This is a genomic window from Bacteroides sp. ET225 (genome assembly GCF_024733745.1).
In the GTDB taxonomy this organism is placed as follows: domain Bacteria; phylum Bacteroidota; class Bacteroidia; order Bacteroidales; family Bacteroidaceae; genus Phocaeicola; species Phocaeicola excrementipullorum.
The window spans coordinates 17,263-40,370 of record NZ_JANRHN010000004.1 but is presented as its reverse complement, the minus strand read 5'-3'; the positions used below and the strand labels follow the sequence as shown (position 1 = coordinate 40,370).

Here is a 23,108-nt window from a genome sequence, read left to right as displayed (position 1 = left end):
ATTCCGCTATATTTGTAAGGCTTAATCTGATGTGAGAACATGAAGAACCGCTTCCGCACCGGGCTGATTGCAGCCCTCTGTCTGTGTGCCGGCCTCCTGGGCATACTGACTTTGCGGACTTGTTCAGGGAGGGCGAATGAAAAGGAACTCGTTTCTGCCGCCAAGGCAGATACCTGTGCCGTGCCCGACACGGTTTATCTTTGTGACGAAGTGGAGGAGGAGCCGCAATTTCCCGGCGGGTTTAAAAAGATGCTCGAATATATCGCAAGAAACCAGCGGCTTCCCGAAGAATATGCATCATTGGGTTGTTATCCTTCCCTTGAAAGAGTCATTGTCCAATTTATAGTGAACAAAGACGGCTCGTTGAGTGATATAGAAATCTTGAAGGGATTAGACCCTCCTCTGAACAAGGAGGCGGTCCGCATCATCGAAAGCATGCCCCGATGGACTCCGGGCCGTCAGAAAGGAAAGGTTGTGAGAGTGCGGTATGTAACAATGGTCATATTTAGGGTATGGTAAGAAAAGATAGTATGAAGAACCGCTTCCGCACCGGGCTGATTGCAGCCCTCTGTCTGTGCGCCGGCCTCCTGAACGCACAGGCTTTGCGGACTTGCTCAGGGGAGGCGGATGAAAGGGAACTTGTCGGTATCAATGAGGCAGATACTTGTGCCGTGCCCGACACGGTTTATCTTTGTGACGAAGTGGAGGAGATGCCTCAATATCCCGGCGGATGGGGAAAGATGCTGATGGATATCCGGGAGGAGCTGACGAAGATTGGGCCGGTTGAGGTGGGCCATATGTATGGACATGTAATTCTGCAATGCGTAATCAATAAGGACGGTTCGATATCTGACATAGAGGTGTTGAGGTCGTGGAATCCGTTTTGGGACAAAAGAGCCGTGCGTGCCCTCAGAAGTCTGCCAAAACTGATTCCGGGCAGACATAACGGGAAGCCTGTGAGGGTGAGGTTTGTAGTGCCGGTTTCGCTCAGGCTCGTCCAATGAGGCATCAGCGCCCCCTCAGCATCGCGACCAGCATCTCCCGCTGGAGCGAATACGTATGCCCGTTGCGCTGCACGTATTCCAGCAGCTCCGTTCCGTCCCGGCGGAACTTGGCCTTCAGCTCCGGGTCGCTTTCCGTTTCGTCCGCTATCTTCAGGAGCACCATGGCTGCCAGTTCGATTTTGTCCATGCGGTCCTTGTCGCCGTCATACCGGCCGAGCACATCGCTGATGTCCATCGTCTTGAGCTCCTCGGCAGAGAATCCGAGAATCTGGCGTGCCATGCCGTCGTATTCCTCCCATTCCTGCTTCCGCATGGGCTTGCGGCGCAGAAGCGATTCCACGATGGCCGAAATCACCTGCTGGATCATCCGTATCAGATAGTCTTGTTTGATCATTCCTGCTTTTTTCGCGCAAAGTTATGCGATTGCTTTCATTCTTTCAAGCGAAATGGTTCTTTCTGAAACTTTTTTCCTGCTTTTTTGCTTTTCCGTATCAGAATCTTTCGTATTTTTGGCAGGAACTAACAGAATAACACTATGGACGAACAGATAAGACAGATTGCCGAACGCATCGGAGGCCTGCGCGACGCGCTTGACCTGACAATAGAAGAGATGGCGGACAGATGCCGGATGACGGCCGACGAGTACCGCCGGATAGAATCGGGCGAGCATGACATCGCGGTCAGCACCTTGCAGCAGATCGCCCGCCGGTTCGAGATTCCGCTCGACGTGCTGATGTTCGGCGAAGAACCGAAGATGAACTCCTATTTCCTCACCCGCAAAGGCACGGGCATCTCCGTGGAGCGGACCAAAGCCTACAAGTACCAGTCGCTCGCCTCGGGTTTCCGGGGGCGTATCGCCGACCCGTTTATCGTGACGGTGGAGCCCAAGCCCGATGACACACCGATATATTACAACACGCATGGCGGGCAAGAGTTCAATCTGGTGATTGAAGGCCGCATGCTTCTGAGCATCAACGGGAAAGACCTGGTGCTGAACGAGGGCGACAGCCTTTATTTCGACTCTTCCCTGCCTCACGGCATGAAGGCGCTCGACGGAAAGACGGTGAAGTTCTTGGCCGTCATTATGCAGTAACTAAAAATAAGGAAAAGGATATTATGCTAGAGAGATTTCTTGAACAGACACACTTCACTTCGCAGGAAGATTTCATCAAAAATTTCAAGATAAAGGTGCCCGAAAACTTCAATTTCGGGTATGATGTGGTGGACGCATGGGCCGAAGAGCGTCCGGAAAAGAAGGCCCTGCTCTGGACGAACGACAAGGGAGAGCATATCCAGTTTACATACGCCGACCTGAAGCGGTATACCGACATGACGGCGTCCTACTTCCAGCGCATCGGCATCGGAAAGGGCGACCGCGTGATGCTGATCCTGAAGCGCCGCTATGAGTTCTGGTTCTCCATCATCGCCCTTCACAAAATCGGGGCGGTCACCATTCCCGCCACCCATCTGCTCACCAAGAAAGATATTGTTTACCGGTGTCAGGCCGCAGGCATCAAGGCCATTGTGGCCGCCGGAGAGCCGGTCATCACGAAGCACATCGCCGACGCCATGCCCGAATCGCCCACCGTGGAGAAGCTGGTGAGCGTGGGCCCCGAATGTCCGGAAGGGTTCGAAGACTTCCACAAGGGCATTGAAAGCGCAGCCCCGTTTGTGCGGCCGGCACACGCGAACGCCAACGGCGACATCTCGCTCATGTACTTCACCTCCGGAACAACCGGCGAGCCGAAGATGGTGGCGCACGACTTCACCTATCCCCTGGGGCACATCGCCACGGGGTGCTACTGGCACAACCTGAACGAGAACAGCCTCCATCTCACCATCGCCGACACGGGATGGGGAAAGGCCGTGTGGGGGAAGCTCTACGGGCAGATGATCGCGGGGGCGAACATCTTCGTGTACGACCATGAGAAGTTCACTCCGGCCGACATCCTCCAGAAAATCCACGACTACCGCATCACTTCGCTCTGCGCCCCTCCCACCATCTACCGCTTCCTGATCCGGGAAGACCTGAGCAAGTACGACCTCTCTTCGCTGGAGTACTGCACTACGGCGGGCGAGGCGCTGAACTATTCCGTTTATGAAACGTTCAAGAAGATTACGGGCATCCGCCTGATGGAGGGGTTCGGGCAGACCGAAACTGCGCTCACGCTCGCCACCTTCCCGTGGATGGAGCCGAAGCCGGGAAGCATGGGCGTGCCCAACCCGCAGTACGACATCGACCTGCTCAAGCCCGACGGGCGTCCGGCCGAAGACGGCGAGCAGGGGCAGATTGTGGTGCGCACCGGCAAGGGAAAGCCGCTGGGCCTGTTCAAGGAATACTACCGCGATCCGGAGCTGACCAAGGCCACGTGGCACGACGGAGTGTACTATACCGGCGATGTGGCCTGGCGCGACGAGGACGGCTACTACTGGTTTGTGGGGCGCGCCGACGATGTGATCAAAAGCTCGGGCTACCGCATCGGGCCGTTCGAGGTGGAAAGCGCGCTGATGACGCATCCCGCCGTGGTGGAGTGTGCCATTACGGGCGTGCCCGACGAAATCCGGGGGCAGGTGGTGAAGGCCACCATCGTCCTGTCGAAGGAATACAGGCCGAAGGCGGGCCCCGAGCTGGTAAAGGAGCTTCAGGACCACGTGAAGCGCGTCACGGCTCCCTACAAGTATCCGCGCGTCATCGAGTTCGTCGACGAGCTGCCCAAGACCATCAGCGGAAAAATACGCCGCGTGGAAATCCGCCAGAAGGACAACGGGTGACCCCCCCGGAGGCTTTGCACGCGCCGTATAATTTTTTATCTTTGCCCTCCCAACCGTTCAAGTTCAAGCGTTATGAGCAGACTTTATCCGATAGGCATACAGAGTTTCGAAAGAATCCGTGAGGACGGATATGTTTATGTGGACAAGACTTCCCTGGTGTACCGTTTGGCGACAACCGGAAAGCACTATTTTCTGAGCCGCCCGCGCCGGTTCGGCAAGAGTCTGCTTGTGTCTACGCTCGAGGCTTACTTCCTGGGAAAGAAAGGGCTGTTTGCCGGACTTGCCATGGAGCGTCTGGAACGGGAATGGACGGAATATCCGGTGTTTCACCTCGACCTGAACTCGCAGAAATACGAAACGCCCCAAAGTCTGGCCGACATCCTGAACGCTGCCCTGACCAAATGGGAGAAGGAATACGGCCGGGAAGAGGCTGAAACCTCGCTTTCCCTGCGCTTTCAGGGGGTGGTGCAGCGCGCGGCCGAGAAGACGGGGCACAACGCGGTGATACTGGTTGACGAATACGACAAGCCTCTTCTCCAGTCCATAGGCAACGATTCCCTGCAGACTGATTACCGGAACACGCTCAAGGCCTTTTACGGCGTGCTGAAAAGCTGCGACCCCTATATCCGCTTTGCCTTGCTTACGGGAGTTACGAAGTTCAGCAAGGTGAGCGTGTTCAGCGATCTGAACAATCTGATAGACATCTCGATGGACGGGCAGTATGCTTCTGTATGCGGCATCACGGAAAAGGAACTTGCGCATAATTTTGCGGACGACATTCATCTGCTGGCCGACGCCAACGGAATGGCGGATGAGGATGCTTTCAGAAAGCTGAAGGAATGGTATGACGGCTATCATTTCACTCCTGAATGCGAGGACATCTACAATCCGTTCAGCCTGCTCAATACATTCTTCAGGCGCAGGTTCGGAAGCTACTGGTTTGAAACGGGCACGCCTACGTTTCTGGCAGAGATGCTGAAGGAATGCCGCTATGACTTGTATGCCTTGTCGGACGAGCAGACCACCTCGGATGTGCTGGGCAGTGTCGATACGATGAAAGACAATCCGGTTCCCATACTCTATCAGAGCGGTTATCTGACGATAAAGGGCTACGACGCGCGTTTCGGCCTGTACCGCCTGGGCTTCCCGAACGAAGAGGTGGAGAAGGGCTTTATGAGTTTCCTGCTTCCTTATTATGCTCCGATACGCAAGTCCGAGAGCATTTTCCGGATAAGCCAGTTTGTGCGCGATGTGGAAAGCGGAAACGTCGGTTCGTTCATGCGCCGCCTCCAGAGCTTCTTTGCAGACACCCCCTACGAGCTCGCCCGCGATCTGGAACTCCATTATCAGAACGTGCTTTTCATCGTGTTCAAGCTGATGGGCTTCTTCACGCAGGTGGAATACCATACTTCCCGGGGGCGGATCGATCTTGTCCTTCAGACCGAGAAGTACATCTACGTGATGGAGTTCAAGCTCGAAGGCACGGCAGAAGGCGCCCTCCGCCAGATAGAGGAGCGAAATTATGCCCTTCCTTTCGCCTCCGACCCGCGGAAGCTTTTCAAGGTGGGGGTGAACTTCAGCAATGCGCTCCGGGGAATCGAGAAGTGGGAGGTGCGAGAGCGCTGAAGTCCCCCTCCCGGAGGCGGAATCACACCGCCGGCAGGCTGTTCCCGTTGATTTTCCGGTACAGGTCGAGCGCGTACACGTCGGTCATCCCCGAAATGTAGTCGAGCACGGCCTGGATTCTGGCGTAGAGCGTCGGAGCCTGGATTTCGTACTGCCTCGACACGCGGTTGATCAGCAGCTGCGAGTAGGCCTTTTCGGGATAGCGCACCGCGTCGATCATCAGGTCGATGAGGGTGGTGATGACCTGGAAGCCGGCCAGCTCGATGTCTACCACATCCTTCGAGAAGTAGATCTTGTCGAAGGCCGTCTGCGAGCAGTGCCTGTATGCCTCCCTTACGTGGTCGGAGAGGTGGGCGATGAGGGTGCCCTCGAACTCTCCTTCCAGGATGCTTTCCTCGTTGTCTGCAAACGTCCGCACGCATTCGCTTATCAGCACCCCGATGGCCGACGAGCGCAGGTAGGCTATCTGCTCGTTCGTGTCGTCAACCATGCTGCATATCTTTTCCACCCTTTCCATGCGGTGCGGCGTGAAGAACCGGCAATACAGGTCCCTGGTCTGCTCGGTGGTGAGGATTTTCAGCTTGTGCGCATCCTCTATGTCCATCATCTGGTAGCAGATGTCGTCGGCGGCTTCCACCAGATACACCAGCGGGTGGCGGGCATAGCGCAGGGGCTCTCCCTCTTTGCTGAGCCGCTTGATGCCCAGCTCGTCGGCTATCCGCCTGAAGTCGTCCTCCTCGCTCAGGAAGAAGCCGAACTTCTGTTTCGCTCCGGCAAGGCGCGAAGAGAACGGATACTTCACGATGGACGCCAGCGTGGAGTAGGTCATGACGAACCCTCCGGGGCGCCGGCCCTGGAACTGGTGGGTGAGCAGGCGGAAGGCGTTGGCGTTGCCCTCAAAATGAATCAGGTCTTCCCATTCCGCGTCCGTCAGGAGCGGGCGGAGCGCCATGCCCTTCCCCTCGGAGAAGTAGGTGCCGATGGCCTTCTCGCCCGAGTGCCCGAAGGGGGGGTTCCCCAGGTCGTGGGCAAGGCATGCGGCCGACACGATGGAGCCTATCTCTGTGATGTGCGTGTCTGAAAGCGCGGGGTGCTTCTTCAGAAGCTCGGCGGCGACTTCGTTTCCCAGCGAGCGTCCCACGCACGAAACTTCCAGGCTATGGGTCAGGCGGTTGTGCACGAAGATGCTCCCGGGAAGCGGAAACACCTGGGTCTTGTTCTGCAGGCGGCGGAACGGGGCCGAGAAGATCAGCCGGTCGTAGTCGCGCTGGAATTCGGTGCGGTCCTCTTTCCGTTTCTCGTGCAGGTTCTCAAGCCCGAAGCGTTTGTTCGATAGAAGTTGTTTCCAGTTCATTGTCAGTGCTTTTGTTTGAAAGGGTAAATCCAAAACTTGATTGCAAAAATATAAAAAAATGGTAAATGGCGCCATTAATTCCGCGGAATGTGTAAATTCGCATTCTTAAACAAGACGTATATGGCGGAAAAGATGAAGATACAGATTATAAACAAGTCGAAACATCCGTTGCCTCAGTATGCCACAAGCTTGTCGGCGGGCATGGATCTCCGTGCGAACATTGATGCGCCCATCGTGCTGAAGCCTTTGGAGCGGTGTCTGGTGCCTACGGGCCTGTATGCGGCCATTCCGGCGGGCTATGAGGCCCAGGTGCGCCCGCGCAGCGGGCTGGCCGTGAAGAAGGGCGTTACGGTGCTCAACTCTCCGGGCACGGTTGATGCGGATTACCGGGGAGAGATATGCGTTGTCCTCGTCAACCTCTCGGCAGAAGACTTCGTGGTCGAGGATGGCGAGCGCATCGCGCAGATGGTCATCGCACGCCACGAGCAGGCCGAATGGCAGGAAGTGGAGGCGCTTGACGATACGGAGCGGGGAGCCGGAGGATTCGGACATACGGGTACGGTATAAATAAGCTTACGGATTATGGTGAGGAAGATTTTCTATCTGGCGGGCATCGTGGCCCTGCTTGCGGCTTGCGGCACTACGGGGCACCAGCGCGCGGCAAGGCCCGCGCACGAAAAAGACCCGCTGACCTTTGAGCAGCGCCGGAAGTTCGACTATTTCTTTCTGGAGGCTCTGCGGATGAAGGAAAAGGGCGACCTCGACGCGGCGTTCGAACTCTACGGCCATTGCCTGGACATCAATCCGCGCTCGGCCGCCGCATTGTATGAGATTTCCCAGTTCTACATGGCCTTGGGACAGGAGAAGAAGGGAGAGGAGGCGATGAAGCAGGCCGTGCGCTCGGACGAGTCGAATTTCTGGTACAAGCAGACGCTGGCCGCCTATTACCAGCAGAAGCGTGACATCCCGAAGGCCATAGCCGTGTATGAAGACATGGCCCATCAGTTCCCCTCGCGCCTGGAGCCTCTGATCTCGCTCGTCGACCTTTACGGGCAGACCAAAAGCTATCCCGAAGAGATAAAGGTGCTCGACCGCCTGGAGGAGCTCGACGGAAAGTCGGAGCAGATCAGTATGGAGAAGTTCCGCTGCTATCTGCAGACGGGCGACAAGGAGAAGGCGTTCAGCGAAATAGAAAGCCTGTCGAAGGAGTATCCTTATGACATGCGCTACCAGAATATGCTGGGCGACGTGTATCTTGACAACGGCAAGGCGCAGGAGGCTTACGACACCTACCGGCGCATCCTGAACGAGGTGCCGGGGTATGCACCCACCGTCATCTCGCTTGCCCAGTACTACAAGAAGACGGGCAACGACAGCCTCTACCGGGCGCAGATCGACACGATCCTGGTGAACGACAACGTGCCGTCGGACACGAAGATGGAGCTTATGCGCCAGCTGATCCTGGTGTCGGAGCAGACCGCCGGGGACAGCACGGAAATCGTCGGCCTCTTCAGGCGGATTCTGGAGCGTCCCCAGCCGAACGCTGACCTGGCCATGCTCTGCGCGCAGTACATGATTACCAAGAAGATGGAGAAGGAGTCGGTTCCGGTGCTCAACCAGATTCTTTCGATCGACCCCGAGAACAAGCCCGCACGCCTTCAGCTCCTGGCGTATGCCATCCGCGAGAACAATCTGGACGAGGTGGTCAGAGTGGCCGCTCCGGCGCTCGAATACAATCCCGACGCCATGGAGTTCTACTACTACCTGGGGCTGGCATACTATCAGAAAAAGGATACCGGCAAGGCGCTGGAGGTGTTCCGCAAGGGAATCAGGCAGGTCAACGAAAAGAGCGACAAGGGCATCGTTTCGGACTTCTACGCTATCCTGGGCGACATCTACAGCACGAAGCAGATGAAGGCCGAAGCGTATGCGGCTTATGATTCGGCGCTGGTGTACAATCCGAACAACATCGCCACGCTGAACAATTATGCCTATTACCTCTCGGTAGAGCGGAAAGACCTCGACAAGGCGGAGGAGATGAGCTACCGCACGGTAAAGGCGGAGCCTGAAAACGCCACGTATCTTGACACTTACGCCTGGATCCTGTTCGAGAAGGAACGCTACACCGAGGCGCGCATCTACATCGAGCAGGCGATGAGGAACGGAGGCGACACGAGCCAGGTGATCGTGGAGCATTGCGGAGATATTTATTATATGCTGGACGAGAAAGACAAGGCTTTGGAATACTGGAAGAAGGCCGAAGGCATGGACCCCAGTCCGGACGACGGCTCCACTCCGCGCACCGAAGCCGAACTGAAGCGTCTGAAACGGAAAATAGCTTTGAAAAAATACATAGCCGAATGAAAACATCTTTTTTACGTTATCTCGGAATCATGGCGCTTGTCGTTCTGGCGGCGGCCTGCTCTTCTTCGCGCCACGCCGGAAAGTCGCAGATGATCGGAAACCTGAAGGGCGAAGAGTATCTGGAAAAGGTCATCGAATATGCCCCGCGCTGGCAGGCGCTGACGGGAAAGGTGGCCTTCAGCCTGGATATGGACGGCAAGTCGGCCAGCCTGAACGCCACGCTCCGCATGAAGAAGGGCGAGGTGATCCAGCTGTCTGTGGCTCCCTTGCTGGGCATCGAAGTGGCGCGGATGGAAATCACTCCCGAGCGCATCCTTGCCGTCGACCGCCTGCACAAGCGCTATGTGGAGATTTCGTTCGAGTCGTTGAGCGGGATGCTGCGGACGGAAATCGACTTCAATGCCTTGCAGTCGCTTTTCATGAACGAGGTGTTCCTCCCCGGAAAGCCCCAGCTTGAGGCGGGCGACGTGAGGCGATTCCATGTGTTCCCGGCGGGGAGCAGGGCGATGCTCGTGCCGAAGTCTTCGCGCGCCCTGTCGTATCAGTTCTTCACGGGAACCGAAAGCGGCCTGCTTGAAAAAACATGCGTGGGGCTGGACGGAATGGACGGCTATGCGCTGGAGTGGGACTATAGCGACTTCTCCGGGCTCGACGGGAAGCTTTTCCCGAGGCACATCGTTGCCCGCGTGCCGGCAAAGAACTTTTCGCTCGACATGAAGCTCTCGCGCATGTCTGTAAGTGCCGACTGGGAATCTTCGTCCGCCTTGTCTTCGAAATACCGCAGGATGGAGCTGCGCGAATTGTTGGACATGCTGGTCAAATAACGTGCGGATATGAAACGTCTTTGGCTCATATTGCTGGTTTGCTTCTGTGTGTCGGGTGCCGGAGCGCAGACTACGAGGAAAATCCGTCAGCTTGAAGAGCAGCGCAATGAACTGCGCCGGCAGATCTCCGAGTCGGAAACCTTGCTGAAGTCGGCCAGAAAAGACGTGAAGAGCCAGCTCGACAATCTGGCCTTGCTCTCCGGGCAGATTGAAGAGCGGAAAAGATACGTGCAGGCTATCGAGGCAGACATCAGGGCGATCCAGCTGGAGATAGGCCGTCTGAGGGCGGAGCTGGCCCGCTTGCAGAAGGAACTGGCCGAAAAGCGCCTCAAGTACGAGCAGTCTGTGCGCTACATGTATAAGAACAAGTCGGTTCAGGAAAAGCTGATGTTTGTTTTCTCGGCCGACAATCTGAGCCAGATGTACCGCAGGCTGCGCTATGTGCGCGAGTATGCCGACTACCAGCGCCTGCAGGGAATGCAGGTGCAGCGCAAGCAGAAGCAGGTGGCCGACAAGCGGAACACGCTTGTGGCGAGCCGGAAGGCCAAGGAAGAGCTGGCAAAGCAGGGAGAGGCGGAAAAGCTCAGGCTGGAAGAGCAGGAAAAAGAACGCAAAGAACTGCTCCAGGCCTTGCAGAAGAAGCAAAGGAGCATCCAGGCGGAACTCTCGAAGAAGCGCCGCTCGGCCGACAGGCTGAATGCGGAAATCGACCGCCTGATCGAGATTGAGGTGGAGAAGGCAAGGGCGCGCGCCCGGGAAGAAGCGCGGAGAAAGGCGGCGGAAGCCGGAAAGAAGGCGGATGCACCCAAAGAGGAGGCCGCGCCCGGAAAGGCGGGCAAAATGGAGGCCTACAGGACAGACTCGGAAGACCGGCGCCTCTCGGGCGTGTTTGAGCGCAACAAAGGCATTCTTCCGGTGCCGATAACGGGACCTTATGCGGTGGTAGGACACTACGGGAAATACGAGGTGAAAGGCTTGCGCAACGTGCGCCTCGACAACAAGGGCATAGACATCAAGGGCAAGCCGGGAGCAAGCGCGCGTGCCATATTCGACGGAGAAGTGTCGGCGGTGTTCCAGTACAACGGGCTCACCAACGTGCTCGTGCGCCACGGAAGCTACATCTCGGTCTATTGCAACCTTTCGTCCGTCCGCGTGAAGAAGGGAAGCCTCGTAAAGACGAAAGACATCCTGGGCGAGGTGAACACCGATGCCGACGGCAATACCGTGCTTCATTTCCAGCTTCGCAAGGAAACCGCCAAGCTGAATCCCGAACTTTGGATTGCGCGCTGATGCTCTTCCGTTTGTCCGGCTGCATCCGGGATTCAGGCCCGAAGCTTTCCGGGCAGGATTCTTGCCCGTCAGGTTTCCGGACTTGTGCCGTCAGGCCTCCGGACTTGTGCCGACATCTTTTTCAGATTCTCAGTCCGTCGAGCAGGCGGATGTAGAGGTCTACGGCCTCTTCCACTTCGCCCACCATGATGTATTCGTCGGCGGTGTGCGAGCGGGATGACTTGCCCGGGCCTATCTTGACCGAAGGGAAGGGCATGAGCGCCTGGTCGGACAGGGTAGGAGAGCCGAACGGGGTCTTCCCCAGTTCTGCGGCGCGTTTCACGAAGGGATGGCCGGCAGGGATGCTCGACGAGTTGAGGCGGAACGAGCGCGCTTTCGCCTCGCAGGAAATGTGCCGGCATACCTCCTCAAACACCTCCTGGTTTGAATAGCATTCGTTGGTGCGGATGTCGACCACGGCGCTGCATACGTCGGGAATCACGTTGTGCTGCGTTCCGGCATTGATTTGGGTGACGCTCATCTTTACCGGTCCCAGCAGGGGCGAAACCTCCGGAAACTGGTAGGAGCGCAACCATTCGATGTCCGGAAGAATCTTGTAGATGGCGTTTTCGCCCTCTTCGCGGGCGGCATGTCCCGAGCGTCCGTGTGCGGTGATGTCAAGCACCATCAGTCCCTTTTCCGCAATGGCGGGATTCATCTCGGTGGGTTCGCCCACCACTCCCAGCGCAATCGGCGGGAGCTGGGGAAGCACGCTCTCGATTCCGTTCTTGCCCGACACCTCTTCTTCGCACGAGGCGAGGAATATCAGGTTGTAGCTCTGTTCCGTGGTTGTCAGATAGCGGTATGCCTGGAACAGCGCGGCCAGGCTTCCTCCCGCGTCGTTGCTCCCCAGTCCGTAGAGCTTCCCGTTCTCCGTCTTGGGGGTGAAAGGCTGCTTGCGCCATCCGCTCACGGGCTTTACCGTGTCGATGTGCGAGTTCAGCAGGACGGTTGGCTTGCCCGTGTCGAAATTCGGGCTTATGCACCAGATGTTGTTCCCCGAACGTCCGGTCATGATTCCGCTTTCTTCGATATAGTTTTGCAGGAAGTCGGCCGCAGCATCTTCTTCGCGGCTGATGGAGGGTATGCCGATGAGCGCGTGAAGCAGCGTGAGGGCCTCCGAGGTGTAGTATGCTATGTCTGTCATGTGTGTATGTTTGCTTTTTGTTTGCCAAAGGCAAAGGTAATCAAAAAAATCGGTTCTTCAAAATGCCGCCTTCCGTTTTGGAGGCCGGCCGCTGGTCTGTTTTGCGCGAAAGCTGGCGTCCTTTCAGGCCATGCCGTGGGCTTCGGATCCCGTTGCCCGGCGGAGTGCGGTTCAGCAAAAACGTTTCGGGCGATTGCAGGTTTCAGGAATAAATATTATATTTGCATCATTAACGGAAGTAAAGAAAAGCATACGGCTATGGCAAACACTTATCTGTCACGATTGATCAGAAAACAGGCGCAAAAATACGGCGACAAGGTGGCTTTGAGGTACCGCGACTACAAGACGGAAACCTGGAAGCCGGTTACGTGGAACTATTTTTCAGACCTGGTGGAGGTTGTGGCAAACGCGCTGGTGGGGCTCGGCGTGGAGGAGCAGGAGAACGTAGGCGTATTTTCGCAGAACATGCCGGAATGCCTTTACGTTGATTTCGGAGCTTTCCGTGACCGTGTGGTTACAGTCCCGCTTTATGCCACGAGTTCGGAAGCGCAGGTGCACTACATCGTGGAGGATGCCGGCATACGGTATCTGTTTGTGGGAGAGCAGTATCAGTACGACGTGGCCTGCCGGGTGCAGGCGCTGTGCAAGTCGCTGAAGCAGATCGTCATATTCGATCCGGACGTGAAAAAATCTCCCGGCGACACGAATTCCGTCTATTTCTCTGAGTTTATGAAGAACGGCCTCTACAAGCCTTACCGCATGGAGGTGGACCGCCGTTCGGACAGTTCCTCTCCCGAGGATCTGGCAAGCATCCTCTATACTTCGGGCACGACGGGCGATTCGAAGGGAGTGATTCTGCGGCATTCAAACTATGAAGCCGCTTTCAAGGCAAACCATGCCCGGCTGACTGACCTCGGAGAGGACGACGTGGTGCTGAACTTCCTGCCGTTCACCCATATTTTCGAGCGTGCCTGGTCGTACTTCAGCCTCGATTGCGGGTGTACGCTCTGCATCAACCTCCGTCCGCAGGACGTGCAGAAGACGATGCGCGAAATCCGCCCCACGGCCATGTGCAGCGTGCCCCGCTTTTGGGAGAAGGTCTATGCGGGAGTGCAGGAGAAGATAAACGAAACGCACGGCCCTGCCAAATGGATGATGCTCGACGCTATCCGTGTGGGAAAGGAGCACAACATAGATTATCTGATGAACGGAAAAACGCCTCCCTCCATGCTTCACTGGAAATACCAGCTGTATGAGAAGACGGTTTTCAGCCTGCTGAAAAAGACGGTCGGTATCGAAAACGGAAACTTTTTTCCTGTGGCGGGAGCCGCGATACCCTATGAGGTGGAGGAGTTTGTCCATTCTGTAGGAATCAACATGATAACCGGATACGGGCTGACGGAAAGCACGGCCACCGTTTCGTGCGACTGGAAGGGTGATTTCCGTTTGGGCAGCGTGGGGCGAGTCATTCCGGGCGTGGAGCTGCGTATAGGCGAGAACAGCGAAATCCAGCTGAGGGGAGGGACCATCACCCAGGGATATTACAAGAAAGAAGCGAAAACGCGCGAGGCTTTTACCGAAGACGGATGGTTCAAGACCGGAGATGCGGGATACGTCAAAGACGGATTCCTGTATCTTACCGAACGGATCAAGGACCTGTTCAAAACGTCGAACGGGAAATACATAGCCCCTCAGGCGATTGAAACCAAGCTGGTGGTGGACAGGTATATCGACCAGATAACGATTATCGCCGACGAGCGCAAGTTTGTGTCGGCACTCATCGTGCCCGATTACGCTCAGGTGGAGAAGTATGCGCGCGACCACCGCATTCCTTATGCCGGCCGCAAGGACCTGCTCGCCAGACCCGAGATAACCGCTCTCTTCCGGATGCGGATCGATACGCTCCAGCAGGAGTTCGCCCATTATGAGCAGGTGAAGCGTTTCACCCTGCTCCCCGAACCGTTCAGCATGGAGAGAGGCGAGCTTACCAATACGCTGAAGCTGAAGCGGTCGGTTGTAGCGCAGAATTATAAGGAACTCATCGACAAAATGTATGAGGATGTGCCCGAATGAACAGATGGTATGAGTTTTTTTTCGTAACTTTGCGCCCGGACAACAATAACGTTTAGAAAGATATGATTACCATAGATCAGCTGAAAGATGTAAAAGAGCGTACGGATGCTTTATACCGCTACCTGGGCATTGAAGAGAAAAAGATTCAGGTAGAAGAGGAGCAGCTTCGCACGCAGGCTCCCGGATTCTGGGACGACCAGAAAGCGGCCGAGGCTCAGATGAAGAAGGTGAAAGGCTTGCAGCAGTGGATTGCAGGGTATCAGGATGTGAAAACTCTTGCCGACGAGCTCCAGCTTGCATACGATTTTTATAAAGACGAACTGGTGAGCGAAGCGGAGGTGGACGACGCCTATGCGAAGGCGGTCAGCGCCATCGAAGAGCTTGAACTGAAGAACATGCTGCGCTCTGAAGCCGACCAGATGGACTGTGTGCTGAAAATCAACTCGGGAGCCGGAGGAACGGAAAGCCAGGACTGGGCTTCGATGCTGATGCGCATGTATATGCGCTGGGCCGAGGCGAACGGTTACAAGCTTTCGGTGGCTAACCTTCAGGAAGGCGATGAGGCCGGAATCAAGTCGGTGACCATGAATATCGAAGGAGCCTATGCCTACGGATACCTGAAGGGAGAGAACGGGGTGCACCGCCTGGTGCGTGTGTCGCCTTATAATGCGCAGGGAAAGCGCATGACTTCGTTCGCTTCCGTGTTTGTCACTCCGCTGGTGGACGATTCGATTGAAGTCACGATAGAACCTGCGCGCTTGTCGTGGGATACTTTCCGGAGCGGAGGTGCCGGAGGTCAGAATGTAAACAAGGTAGAGTCGGGCGTGCGCCTGCGCTACCAGTACAAAGACCCCTATACCGGCGAAGAAGAGGAGATTCTGATTGAGAATACCGAAACGCGCGACCAGCCGAAGAACAAGGAGAACGCCATGCGCCAGTTGCGCTCTATCCTGTATGACAAGGAACTGAAACACAGAATGGAGGAGCAGGCGAAAGTCGAGGCCGGAAAGAAAAAGATTGAATGGGGTTCCCAGATAAGGAGCTACGTGTTTGATGACCGCCGGGTTAAGGACCACCGCACAAACTACCAGACTTCGGATGTGAACGGAGTGATGGACGGAAAAATCGACGGATTCATCAAGGCGTATCTGATGGAATTTGCAGACAAGGAGGTGTGAAAACCTCCTTTCTTTTTGTGCGCATGAAAAAACGTTCCCCGTTTTTTGCGCTTTTCCAATATATGTCGTATTTTTGGTAACGATAAAATCTAAAAAACAGAAACTATGGGAAAGAATAATGCAGACCGGATAGCCAAAAGGCAGAATTTTGAAAAGCGTGAAGAAGAGCGTGCAAACCGTTTGTTCAAACTGATATGTTTTGCACTGCTGTTGCTTGCGCTGCTGATGATTGTAGGGTTTGCCCTCGCTTCGTGATTCCGTACAGGTATGGCTCAGGAAATAGAACGCAAATTTTTGGTGAAAGACAAGTCGTACCGGCACTCAGCCTTTAGAAGCTATGTTATCCGTCAGGGATATATTTGCGCTGAGCGCGGGCGTACGGTGCGTGTGCGCATCCGTGACGGCAAGGGCTTCCTTACCGTCAAGGGCCCTTCAAACCCGTCGGGAACCAGCCGCTACGAATGGGAGAGGGAACTCCCGCTTCCGGAAGCGGAAGAGCTGATGATGCTGTGCCTTCCCGGCGTGATTGACAAGGTGCGCTATCTTGTAGAGTGCGGGACACATGTTTTCGAGGTGGACGAATTTCACGGGGACAACGAGGGGCTTGTAGTTGCGGAAGTCGAGCTGCGCTCGGAGGATGAAGCCTTCGGAAAGCCTTCCTTTTTGGGGAAAGAAGTGACCGGAGAGAGGAAATATTACAATTCTTCGCTGATGGCCAATCCTTATAAAAACTGGTGACAATACCCTGTTTCCTGTCAATTAAAGGGGTAAAAACGTACAATTGATAGTTTTTACCCCATGGATTGCCAGATTTCAGGTGTCCGTATTTGTTCTTTTAGGTTAACATTGCATGGACAAAACGAGATGGGATATTAATTCTAAAAGGACAGATTTATGAAAACAGCTACTTTCGCTCAGAATTTGCTGAGCATGCAGACAGAACTACGTCACTTTGCCTATAAACTTACGGCAGACAGGGATGATGCCGACGACCTTCTTCAGGAAACATCGCTCAAGGCATTGGACAACCAGGAAAAATATGTGGCTGAAACGAACTTCAAGGGTTGGATTTATACGATAATGCGCAATATATTCATCAACAACTACCGCAAGGCTTTGCGCGACCAGACTTATGTGGACTATACCGACAATCTGCATTTTCTGAATCTGAGCGTAGACCTGGCGGATGATTCGATGGAAACGTCTTATGATTCGAAAGAGATACGTAAGGTAGTGAATGCGCTTCCGAAAGAATTCCGCGTGCCTTTTGCCATGTATGTCGCAGGATTCAAGTATCGTGAAATCGCCGATAAGCTGGCTCTTCCTTTGGGGACGGTGAAAAGCCGCATTCATTTTACGAGAAGAAAGCTTAGGGAAGAACTGAAGGACTTCAAGTGACTTTCAGTTTGTCCGTATGGCGGAGGCGTGCAGAGTTTGATTCTTTTCTCTGTGCGCCTCCGCAGCGTTTTGCCTTATGCTTTCCCTTTCTTGCTGAAGTGTTTCCGGGAGAGCGGCTTCCAGAGATAGTATGCCAGCAGGGAAGCCAGGGCGACTCCCGTGCAGTTGGCGGCAAAGTCCAGCCAGTCGCCGCTTCTGTTTTCCGTACAGGTGGCCTGAAGTATTTCAATCGTTCCGCTCATAAGGACAGGGAGAACAATGCATCCGGCGGTTGCGCGCCCCCGGCGGATGGAGGGGTGCCGGAACAGGTATTCGATCCATAGCAAGGTGGACAGTCCCCCGTACATGCAGATATGGACAATCTTGTCGATGTTGGGGATTCCGTCCATGTCTGTCTGTGGAGGTGTGAAAAACGACAGGTAGCAGATAGCTGCTGCCGTAAGCAGAGAAAGAGGATAAGACCGAAGGTAATACATTTGAATCAAAATTTTGTTTATGTGGTAAAAATACGATATTTTTTGTACATTTGCCCTCGTTTTTCATTCTAATTGTAATTAAAAGGGCATTCTTATGAGCGAACGAGTAAATTTTGGAAGCCGTATCGGTGCGATTCTGGCCGCGGCAGGTTCAGCTGTGGGATTGGGAAATGTATGGCGTTTCCCGTATGAAACTGGCAATCATGGAGGTGCAGCCTTTATCCTCGTCTATCTGGGCTGTGTCTTTATATTCGGCCTCCCCATCATGATAGCGGAATTTACCATCGGACGCCGGTCGAAGGCGTGCACAGGAGGGGCTTACGATGCCCTTGCCCCCGGAACGCTCTGGAAATGGGTAGGCTATCTGGGCGTGCTGACTGGTTTCCTGATTCTTGGCTATTATTCTGTGGTTGCAGGCTGGACGCTCGAATATATCTGGCAAGCTTTGGCCGGAGGATTTGCCGGTAAAAGTTCCGAAGATTATGTGGTCATGTTCCAAGACTTCTCCCAGCATCCTTTCCGTCCGTTGCTTTGGCTGTTCGTTATCCTGTTCATAACCCATTGGGTTGTGGTGAAGGGGGTGAAGGACGGCATCGAAAAGTCTTCGAAAATCATGATGCCTCTGCTTTTTATTCTTATTGTCTTGTTGGCCGCCTGTTCCATTTCCTTGCCCGGATCGGAAAAGGGGCTTGAATTTCTGTTGAAGCCTGATTTCAGTAAAGTGACTCCGGATGTGTTCCTTGGAGCCATGGGGCAGGCGTTCTTCTCTTTGAGCCTTGGCATGGGATGCTTGTCGACTTATGCTTCTTATTTCGGGAAAAAGACCAATCTCGGGCAGACGGCCATGAGTGTCGGTCTGATCGATACGTTTGTAGCCGTGCTTTCCGGTCTGATTATTTTTCCGGCGGCCTTTTCGGTAGGTATCCAGCCGGATGCGGGCCCTTCGCTGATATTCATTACCCTGCCAAACGTTTTCCAGCAGGCGTTTGCAGGAGTTCCTTTGCTTGCTGCGGTATGTTCGGCTGCCTTTTATGTGCTGCTGGCTCTCGCGGCAATTACGTCTACAATCTCGTTGCATGAGGTTTCTACGGCTTTTCTGCATGAGAAGTTTCGTTTTACCCGCAGCCGTGCCGCGGTGCTGGTTACTTCGGGGGCGATGCTTGTAGGCGTCGTGTCATCGCTTGCTTTGGGCGAGTGGAGCGCTTTCAGAATTTGCGGGCTGAACATGTTTGACGCTCTTGACTTTCTGACCGCCAAGATAATGCTTCCGGTAGGGGGTATGTTTGCGGCTCTCTTTGTGGGCTGGATTATCCGTAAGGACATTGTCAAGGGAGAAGTCACCAACTACGGAACTTTGCGCGCTCCTTATTATCCGGTTTATCGGTTCATCCTGCGGTTTGTGGCTCCGGTTGGAATCCTGCTGATTTTTGTTAACGAACTGGGCTGGCTGGGCTGATGTGGAAGGACTTTTTCTATTACACGAAGTCGGAGCGCAGGGCTATTGTTGTTCTGCTTCTGATACTTGCGGTTGTCTTTTCTTTTCTGTTTGCTTTCCGCTGGGCAGGCACTCCTTCTTCAGAATCTTTTTCTTCCGGTGATGCGGAACTGGATTCTTTTATGTCCTCTTTGCAGGAGCGTAAACAGGTGAAGAAGGGCGTGGGTAAACGTTCGTATAGCAAGCCCGAAGAGGTGCGTACCCCTGTTGTGTTGAGGCCGTTTGATCCGAATACCGCAGATTCGGCCTCTTTGCGCAGCTTGGGCCTGTCTGCTTTTGTTGCGCGGAATATTCTGCGTTACCGTGCAAGCGGGGGTGTTTTCCGCACCGCGGAATCTTTGTCGCGGATTTATGGGATGGAAGATACGCTGTTTCAGAAACTCAAGCCTTATGTCGTTATCGGCCCGGCCTATGTGCCGCATTCGGATTCGGATTCTGTCCTTTCGCGGTATGGAGGGAAAGATACGGCCGATGTCCGCCCCATGTATCCTGCAAAATATCCGGAAGGCACTTTGGTTTCGCTGAATGAGGCTGATACTTCCCAATTGGTGCGGATTCCCGGGATAGGCTCCGGGCTGGCAAGGATGATCGTGTCCTATCGTGAACGGCTGGGCGGATTCAGCAACATCGGGCAGTTGCAGGAGATTCCCCATGTGGGCCGAGAACTGAACCGATGGTTTCGTCTTGACGGCGGTCCTTATCGCAAATTGCGGGTTAACCGTGACGGCATTGACCGTCTGCGCAATCATCCTTATATGGATTTTTATAAAGCCAAGGCCATCCTGGAATATCGCCGCAAGCGAGGTCGGCTGGACGGGATTTCCCAGATATCCATGTTCCGGGAGTTTGAAGAGGCTGACATTTCTCGCTTAAGTCCTTATTTTTCTTTCGATTAATTTCGGGTGTAACGGTGGACATAAACGGATTTTTTCATTTTTGATATTGTAAGGGAAATGTTTCCCGCTTAAAGCAATATTACTATGAATAAAATCTTGTTAATGGGGGTGTGCTTGTTGCCCCTGGTGGCCGGATGCCGCCAGAATGAACTTGCGCAGGAAGTGAATAATGTGGAAGCGGCCATCAAGCTTCGGGCATCGGTTTCTGTTCCCGGCCTGTCGCGTACCGTATTTGATGCGGAGGATGCTTCAACGTCTTTCTCGGAAGGGGATGCCATCGGATTCTTCATGCCGGAAGACGAAAACCAGGTGAAATGGACTTTGTCTGGTGATGGCTGGAACTCTGAGGTTCCTTTGATGTGGGAAAATAAGGTGGATGAATTTGAATTCTGCGCTTATTATCCTTATGCGGAAGACACTGAGAGCCGCGAGTCTGTGCCTATGCCGGATTTGAGTGCGCAGAAAGGGGATGCGGCAGGTATCGGCGCTTATGATTTTCTGGCGGCTCGCTGCACGAGCAGTTATTCCTCCAATTCCGGCGCGGTTTCTTTTGTGGGCAATCATGCTTTCAGGCATGTTTGCACCCTGTTGTCGGTGACGATCAAAAAGGATTTGTCCGGAGAGGATGTCCGTATCAGCGGGGCAACATTGAGAGGGACCGGGCTCTTTAGCCGCATGCGGTATAAGTTCGCCCCTTCTTCGGTTGATGACGGCGTTCAGCCGGCAAGTTCTCCTTCGGTTGACGAGTTGTCTTTCGATTATGAAGAGCCGGTAGAGATTCCTGATGAAACAGGATATTCGCTGTTCATCATCTGCAACCCCACGGTGTTGTCCGAAAGCCCTCGCTTTTCGATCGCATATGTCCGTGACGGAATATCCTATACAGCTACAACCGACAAGCTGGGGAAAGAGTTTTTGTCAGGCACTTTTAACAAATATACACTTAAGCTGACAAAAGAAGGCCTTGAACTGGTGGGGCAAGAGATTGCCGGCTGGGATGAGGAAGTGATTCCGGATATCCCGTTGACCGAAACTCCGGCCGAATGATTTTATCGTTCATTCTCCTTTTTTTAATCTGATAGGATATTACCTTATTTGAAAAATTAAACAGGCTTCTGTTAAGGCGGCTGAAAATATTCTGATAATTTTTGGTCGTTCTGTTTTGTTTATCGCCCAAGTTTTCTTAGTTTTGTGGAAAGCTTGGGCGTTTTGCATGTAAAAATGTAATTTTATGCCGTAAAGAATGGAAAAAACGTCGTTTTTTGTGCGATTGGAATAATATTCAAGTTTGATAAGCCAAAATAACATCTTTTCATTTTGATATGTCGTAAAATTGCCTTTTCTTTGTGCGGAAATAGAAAAATAACAGCTTTAACAATGAAGTTTTTGATGACCCTAATACTATTTTTGCCTGTTTCAAAGGCGGTCGTTCCCTTGGCAGAGGTGAAAGGACAACCCGCAGGTAGCTGGAACACGAGCAGAAAGGAAGGGGAACGTGTGGCGAGAACCGTGCAGATGAATAGAAATGCTATGAAAAACATCGTCGTTCACTTGTCGGGCGTGCTTGCCTTTGTGAAAAAATCTTTGTTGTGGGCTGCTGTGCCTTTTCTTTTTCCGGAGAGAGTTGGAAATTCACTAATTTTTTAAACAATAAACAATTAATCTTATGGAAACTAAAAAAACTAACAACAAGCAAAAACAAGGTTTCAAAGGTATTGAAGCTGCAGGTTTGGTGATTATCGCATGCTTTATCGTGGCATTGTGTATTTACAAGTTCGTGTTGGGCGATCCTTCAAACTTCATGAACAACGACCCGAACAACCATCCGCTGCCGGGCAACATGCTGGGTACTATCTATAAAGGTGGTGTAGTCGTTCCGGTAATCCAGACTCTGTTGCTGACTGTATTGGCTTTGAGCGTTGAACGTTATTTCACAATCCGTGCAGCTTTTGGCCGCGGCAAATTGGTTAAATTCGTTGCTCAGATCAAGGACGCTTTGGCTAAAGGTGATATGGAAGCCGCTCAGGCATTGTGCGACAAGCAGCGCGGTTCTGTAGCAAACGTTGTAGGTGCTACTCTGCAGACTTATCGTGAAATGGAACAGAACTCAGAACTTGACAAGGATCAGAAGGTGCTGGCTATCCAGAAATCATTGGAAGAAGCTACTGCATTGGAATTGCCGATGTTGCAGCAGAACTTGCCGATCATCGGTACCATTACAACACTGGGTACTTTGATGGGATTGCTCGGTACCGTTATCGGTATGATCCGTTCATTCGCCGCTCTGTCTGCTGGTGGTGGTACTGACTCAGTTGCATTGTCAACAGGTATTTCTGAGGCCTTGATCAACACTGCATTCGGTATCTTGACTGGTGCTTTGGCCGTTATCTCTTACAACTATTTTACTAACAAGATTGATAAACTGACTTACAGCCTTGACGAAGTAGGCTTCTCTATCGTACAGACATTTAACGCTACTCATAAATAATTGTTCCGGAGGATGGTTTCCCTCACGGACCAGTGGTGACAAACAACTAATTTTTAAATCAGTCAATTATGAGTAGAGCGCAAATTAAGAAAAAATCGATGTTTATCGACATGACGGCCATGAGTGACGTCACGGTGCTGCTGCTTACTTTCTTCATGTTGACAGGTAACTTCATCAAGAAAGAGCCAGTACAGGTGGTAACTCCGGCTTCAGTTTCCGAAATTAAAATTCCGGAAACGAACATCTTGTCGATTCTTGTCGATCCTGAAGGCAAGATTTTCATGAGTCTTGACAAACAGCAGGATATGGCAAATACATTGGAAGCCGTAGGAAAGGAATATGGCCTGACCTTTACTCCGGAAGAGGTGAAGAAATTCTCCGTCTTCCAGACATTCGGCGTTCCGATGAAGAATATGAAGCAGTTCCTCGCGCTTCCCGGTGAAGAACAGGATAAAGTGCTGAAGAATTATGGAATTCCTTGTGATAGTGTTGATAATCAGTTTAAGGTTTGGATCCGCAATGCTCGCGCAACGAACCGTGACTTGCGTATTGCCATCAAGGCAGACCAGAACACTCCTTATTCAGTTATCAAGACTGTTATGAATTCCCTCCAGGATTTGAAGGAAAACAGATACAATCTGATTACTTCGTTGAAACAAGTGTCTGACAATTAAAGAAAGGGAT

General features: G+C 53.3%; 24 protein-coding genes. 20 read left to right on the top strand and 4 right to left on the bottom strand.

Going from position 1 to position 23,108, the window contains the following annotated elements; all coding sequences use genetic code 11:
* The first annotated feature begins 39 nt into the window (after positions 1-39).
* Positions 40-519, top strand: coding sequence for an energy transducer TonB (locus tag NW212_RS02840; RefSeq protein ID WP_258337132.1), 480 nt, complete (start codon positions 40-42; stop codon positions 517-519).
* A gap of 11 nt (positions 520-530) precedes the next feature.
* Positions 531-1,004, top strand: coding sequence for an energy transducer TonB (locus NW212_RS02835; protein WP_258337131.1), 474 nt, complete (start codon positions 531-533; stop codon positions 1,002-1,004).
* Between the two features lie 4 nt (positions 1,005-1,008).
* Here NW212_RS02835 and NW212_RS02830 read toward each other — a convergent pair whose 3' ends face one another.
* Positions 1,009-1,398 carry a hypothetical protein gene (locus NW212_RS02830; RefSeq protein ID WP_258337130.1) on the bottom strand — a complete coding sequence of 130 codons (390 nt, stop codon included), beginning with the start codon at positions 1,396-1,398 and terminating at the stop codon, positions 1,009-1,011.
* Between the two features lie 141 nt (positions 1,399-1,539).
* On the opposite strand from NW212_RS02830, the gene NW212_RS02825 reads away from it, so the two are divergent.
* The 3 genes from NW212_RS02825 to NW212_RS02815 all read left to right on the top strand — a co-directional run bounded on the left by NW212_RS02825 (position 1,540) and on the right by NW212_RS02815 (position 5,402).
* Entirely contained in the window at positions 1,540-2,097 is a 558-nt protein-coding gene (locus tag NW212_RS02825) for a helix-turn-helix domain-containing protein (protein ID WP_258337129.1), read from the top strand.
* A gap of 23 nt (positions 2,098-2,120) precedes the next feature.
* The gene (locus NW212_RS02820) at positions 2,121-3,776 is read left to right on the top strand and encodes an AMP-binding protein (protein WP_258337128.1); all 1,656 of its coding nucleotides are present in this window, start codon (positions 2,121-2,123) and stop codon (positions 3,774-3,776) included.
* 72 nt (positions 3,777-3,848) lie between these two features.
* Positions 3,849-5,402 carry an ATP-binding protein gene (locus NW212_RS02815; RefSeq protein ID WP_258337127.1) on the top strand — a complete coding sequence of 518 codons (1,554 nt, stop codon included), beginning with the start codon at positions 3,849-3,851 and terminating at the stop codon, positions 5,400-5,402.
* 22 nt (positions 5,403-5,424) lie between these two features.
* Here the strand turns inward: NW212_RS02815 and NW212_RS02810 are convergent, their stop codons facing one another.
* Entirely contained in the window at positions 5,425-6,756 is a 1,332-nt protein-coding gene (locus NW212_RS02810) for a deoxyguanosinetriphosphate triphosphohydrolase (RefSeq protein ID WP_258337126.1), read from the bottom strand.
* Positions 6,757-6,888: 132 nt separating this feature from the next.
* On the opposite strand from NW212_RS02810, the gene dut reads away from it, so the two are divergent.
* The 4 genes from dut to NW212_RS02790 are packed head-to-tail and all read left to right on the top strand — an operon-like array spanning position 6,889 to position 11,234.
* Complete coding sequence (gene dut, locus NW212_RS02805) at positions 6,889-7,323, top strand: dUTP diphosphatase (protein ID WP_258337238.1); 435 nt, start codon at positions 6,889-6,891, stop codon at positions 7,321-7,323.
* 15 nt (positions 7,324-7,338) lie between these two features.
* Positions 7,339-9,120, top strand: a complete 1,782-nt coding sequence (locus NW212_RS02800; RefSeq protein ID WP_258337125.1) for a tetratricopeptide repeat protein — start codon at positions 7,339-7,341, stop codon at positions 9,118-9,120.
* On the top strand, positions 9,117-9,944 hold the full coding sequence (locus NW212_RS02795; protein ID WP_258337124.1) for a DUF4292 domain-containing protein: 828 nt from the start codon (positions 9,117-9,119) through the stop codon (positions 9,942-9,944). Before NW212_RS02800 ends, NW212_RS02795 begins: the two co-directional genes overlap by 4 nt.
* A gap of 9 nt (positions 9,945-9,953) precedes the next feature.
* Positions 9,954-11,234 carry a murein hydrolase activator EnvC gene (locus NW212_RS02790; protein WP_258337123.1) on the top strand — a complete coding sequence of 427 codons (1,281 nt, stop codon included), beginning with the start codon at positions 9,954-9,956 and terminating at the stop codon, positions 11,232-11,234.
* A gap of 121 nt (positions 11,235-11,355) precedes the next feature.
* Here NW212_RS02790 and NW212_RS02785 read toward each other — a convergent pair whose 3' ends face one another.
* A complete protein-coding gene (locus NW212_RS02785; protein WP_258337122.1) occupies positions 11,356-12,420 on the bottom strand; it encodes a M20 family metallo-hydrolase in 1,065 nt (354 codons plus the stop codon).
* Positions 12,421-12,678: 258 nt separating this feature from the next.
* Here NW212_RS02785 and NW212_RS02780 point away from each other — a divergent pair, with 258 nt between their 5' ends.
* The 5 genes from NW212_RS02780 to NW212_RS02760 all read left to right on the top strand — a co-directional run bounded on the left by NW212_RS02780 (position 12,679) and on the right by NW212_RS02760 (position 17,069).
* Positions 12,679-14,493 carry a long-chain fatty acid--CoA ligase gene (locus NW212_RS02780; protein ID WP_258337121.1) on the top strand — a complete coding sequence of 605 codons (1,815 nt, stop codon included), beginning with the start codon at positions 12,679-12,681 and terminating at the stop codon, positions 14,491-14,493.
* A 62-nt stretch (positions 14,494-14,555) separates the two neighbouring features.
* Positions 14,556-15,671 carry a peptide chain release factor 2 gene (gene prfB / locus NW212_RS02775; RefSeq protein WP_258337120.1) on the top strand — a complete coding sequence of 372 codons (1,116 nt, stop codon included), beginning with the start codon at positions 14,556-14,558 and terminating at the stop codon, positions 15,669-15,671.
* 105 nt (positions 15,672-15,776) lie between these two features.
* Positions 15,777-15,926, top strand: coding sequence for a hypothetical protein (locus NW212_RS02770; protein ID WP_258337119.1), 150 nt, complete (start codon positions 15,777-15,779; stop codon positions 15,924-15,926).
* 12 nt (positions 15,927-15,938) lie between these two features.
* Entirely contained in the window at positions 15,939-16,409 is a 471-nt protein-coding gene (locus NW212_RS02765) for a CYTH domain-containing protein (protein WP_258337118.1), read from the top strand.
* 156 nt (positions 16,410-16,565) lie between these two features.
* On the top strand, positions 16,566-17,069 hold the full coding sequence (locus NW212_RS02760; RefSeq protein ID WP_258337117.1) for an RNA polymerase sigma factor: 504 nt from the start codon (positions 16,566-16,568) through the stop codon (positions 17,067-17,069).
* Between the two features lie 74 nt (positions 17,070-17,143).
* On the opposite strand, the gene NW212_RS02755 is transcribed toward NW212_RS02760, so the two are convergent.
* Positions 17,144-17,545 (bottom strand): VanZ family protein, encoded by a 402-nt coding sequence (locus NW212_RS02755; RefSeq protein ID WP_258337116.1) that lies wholly within the window; start codon positions 17,543-17,545, stop codon positions 17,144-17,146.
* Positions 17,546-17,633: 88 nt separating this feature from the next.
* On the opposite strand from NW212_RS02755, the gene NW212_RS02750 reads away from it, so the two are divergent.
* The 6 genes from NW212_RS02750 (at position 17,634) to NW212_RS02725 (ending at position 23,098) form a co-directional block, all read left to right on the top strand.
* On the top strand, positions 17,634-19,001 hold the full coding sequence (locus NW212_RS02750) for a sodium-dependent transporter (RefSeq protein ID WP_258337237.1): 1,368 nt from the start codon (positions 17,634-17,636) through the stop codon (positions 18,999-19,001).
* Positions 19,001-19,936, top strand: a complete 936-nt coding sequence (locus tag NW212_RS02745) for a helix-hairpin-helix domain-containing protein (protein ID WP_258337115.1) — start codon at positions 19,001-19,003, stop codon at positions 19,934-19,936. Before NW212_RS02750 ends, NW212_RS02745 begins: the two co-directional genes overlap by 1 nt.
* A gap of 84 nt (positions 19,937-20,020) precedes the next feature.
* Positions 20,021-20,983: a fimbrillin family protein gene (locus tag NW212_RS02740; RefSeq protein WP_258337114.1), complete on the top strand. Its 963-nt coding sequence runs from the start codon at positions 20,021-20,023 to the stop codon at positions 20,981-20,983.
* A 330-nt stretch (positions 20,984-21,313) separates the two neighbouring features.
* A complete protein-coding gene (locus NW212_RS02735; protein WP_258337113.1) occupies positions 21,314-21,583 on the top strand; it encodes a hypothetical protein in 270 nt (89 codons plus the stop codon).
* Positions 21,584-21,602: 19 nt separating this feature from the next.
* Positions 21,603-22,424, top strand: a complete 822-nt coding sequence (locus NW212_RS02730; RefSeq protein ID WP_258337112.1) for a MotA/TolQ/ExbB proton channel family protein — start codon at positions 21,603-21,605, stop codon at positions 22,422-22,424.
* Positions 22,425-22,492: 68 nt separating this feature from the next.
* Positions 22,493-23,098 (top strand): biopolymer transporter ExbD, encoded by a 606-nt coding sequence (locus NW212_RS02725; protein ID WP_258337111.1) that lies wholly within the window; start codon positions 22,493-22,495, stop codon positions 23,096-23,098.
* The last annotated feature ends 10 nt before the right edge of the window (positions 23,099-23,108 follow it).

Coding starts and splice junctions, on each gene's coding strand:
- NW212_RS02840 (WP_258337132.1), top strand. CDS start 40: ATGAAGAACCGCTTCCGCACCGGGCTGATTGCAGCCCTCTGTCTGTGT.
- NW212_RS02790 (WP_258337123.1), top strand. CDS start 9,954: ATGAAACGTCTTTGGCTCATATTGCTGGTTTGCTTCTGTGTGTCGGGT.
- NW212_RS02820 (WP_258337128.1), top strand. CDS start 2,121: ATGCTAGAGAGATTTCTTGAACAGACACACTTCACTTCGCAGGAAGAT.
- NW212_RS02730 (WP_258337112.1), top strand. CDS start 21,603: ATGGAAACTAAAAAAACTAACAACAAGCAAAAACAAGGTTTCAAAGGT.
- prfB (WP_258337120.1), top strand. CDS start 14,556: ATGATTACCATAGATCAGCTGAAAGATGTAAAAGAGCGTACGGATGCT.
- NW212_RS02755 (WP_258337116.1), bottom strand. CDS start 17,545: ATGTATTACCTTCGGTCTTATCCTCTTTCTCTGCTTACGGCAGCAGCT.
- NW212_RS02795 (WP_258337124.1), top strand. CDS start 9,117: ATGAAAACATCTTTTTTACGTTATCTCGGAATCATGGCGCTTGTCGTT.
- NW212_RS02780 (WP_258337121.1), top strand. CDS start 12,679: ATGGCAAACACTTATCTGTCACGATTGATCAGAAAACAGGCGCAAAAA.
- NW212_RS02835 (WP_258337131.1), top strand. CDS start 531: ATGAAGAACCGCTTCCGCACCGGGCTGATTGCAGCCCTCTGTCTGTGC.
- NW212_RS02815 (WP_258337127.1), top strand. CDS start 3,849: ATGAGCAGACTTTATCCGATAGGCATACAGAGTTTCGAAAGAATCCGT.
- NW212_RS02745 (WP_258337115.1), top strand. CDS start 19,001: ATGTGGAAGGACTTTTTCTATTACACGAAGTCGGAGCGCAGGGCTATT.
- NW212_RS02725 (WP_258337111.1), top strand. CDS start 22,493: ATGAGTAGAGCGCAAATTAAGAAAAAATCGATGTTTATCGACATGACG.
- NW212_RS02810 (WP_258337126.1), bottom strand. CDS start 6,756: ATGAACTGGAAACAACTTCTATCGAACAAACGCTTCGGGCTTGAGAAC.
- NW212_RS02765 (WP_258337118.1), top strand. CDS start 15,939: ATGGCTCAGGAAATAGAACGCAAATTTTTGGTGAAAGACAAGTCGTAC.
- NW212_RS02830 (WP_258337130.1), bottom strand. CDS start 1,398: ATGATCAAACAAGACTATCTGATACGGATGATCCAGCAGGTGATTTCG.
- NW212_RS02825 (WP_258337129.1), top strand. CDS start 1,540: ATGGACGAACAGATAAGACAGATTGCCGAACGCATCGGAGGCCTGCGC.
- NW212_RS02760 (WP_258337117.1), top strand. CDS start 16,566: ATGAAAACAGCTACTTTCGCTCAGAATTTGCTGAGCATGCAGACAGAA.
- dut (WP_258337238.1), top strand. CDS start 6,889: ATGAAGATACAGATTATAAACAAGTCGAAACATCCGTTGCCTCAGTAT.
- NW212_RS02735 (WP_258337113.1), top strand. CDS start 21,314: ATGAAGTTTTTGATGACCCTAATACTATTTTTGCCTGTTTCAAAGGCG.
- NW212_RS02770 (WP_258337119.1), top strand. CDS start 15,777: ATGGGAAAGAATAATGCAGACCGGATAGCCAAAAGGCAGAATTTTGAA.
- NW212_RS02740 (WP_258337114.1), top strand. CDS start 20,021: ATGAATAAAATCTTGTTAATGGGGGTGTGCTTGTTGCCCCTGGTGGCC.
- NW212_RS02785 (WP_258337122.1), bottom strand. CDS start 12,420: ATGACAGACATAGCATACTACACCTCGGAGGCCCTCACGCTGCTTCAC.
- NW212_RS02800 (WP_258337125.1), top strand. CDS start 7,339: ATGGTGAGGAAGATTTTCTATCTGGCGGGCATCGTGGCCCTGCTTGCG.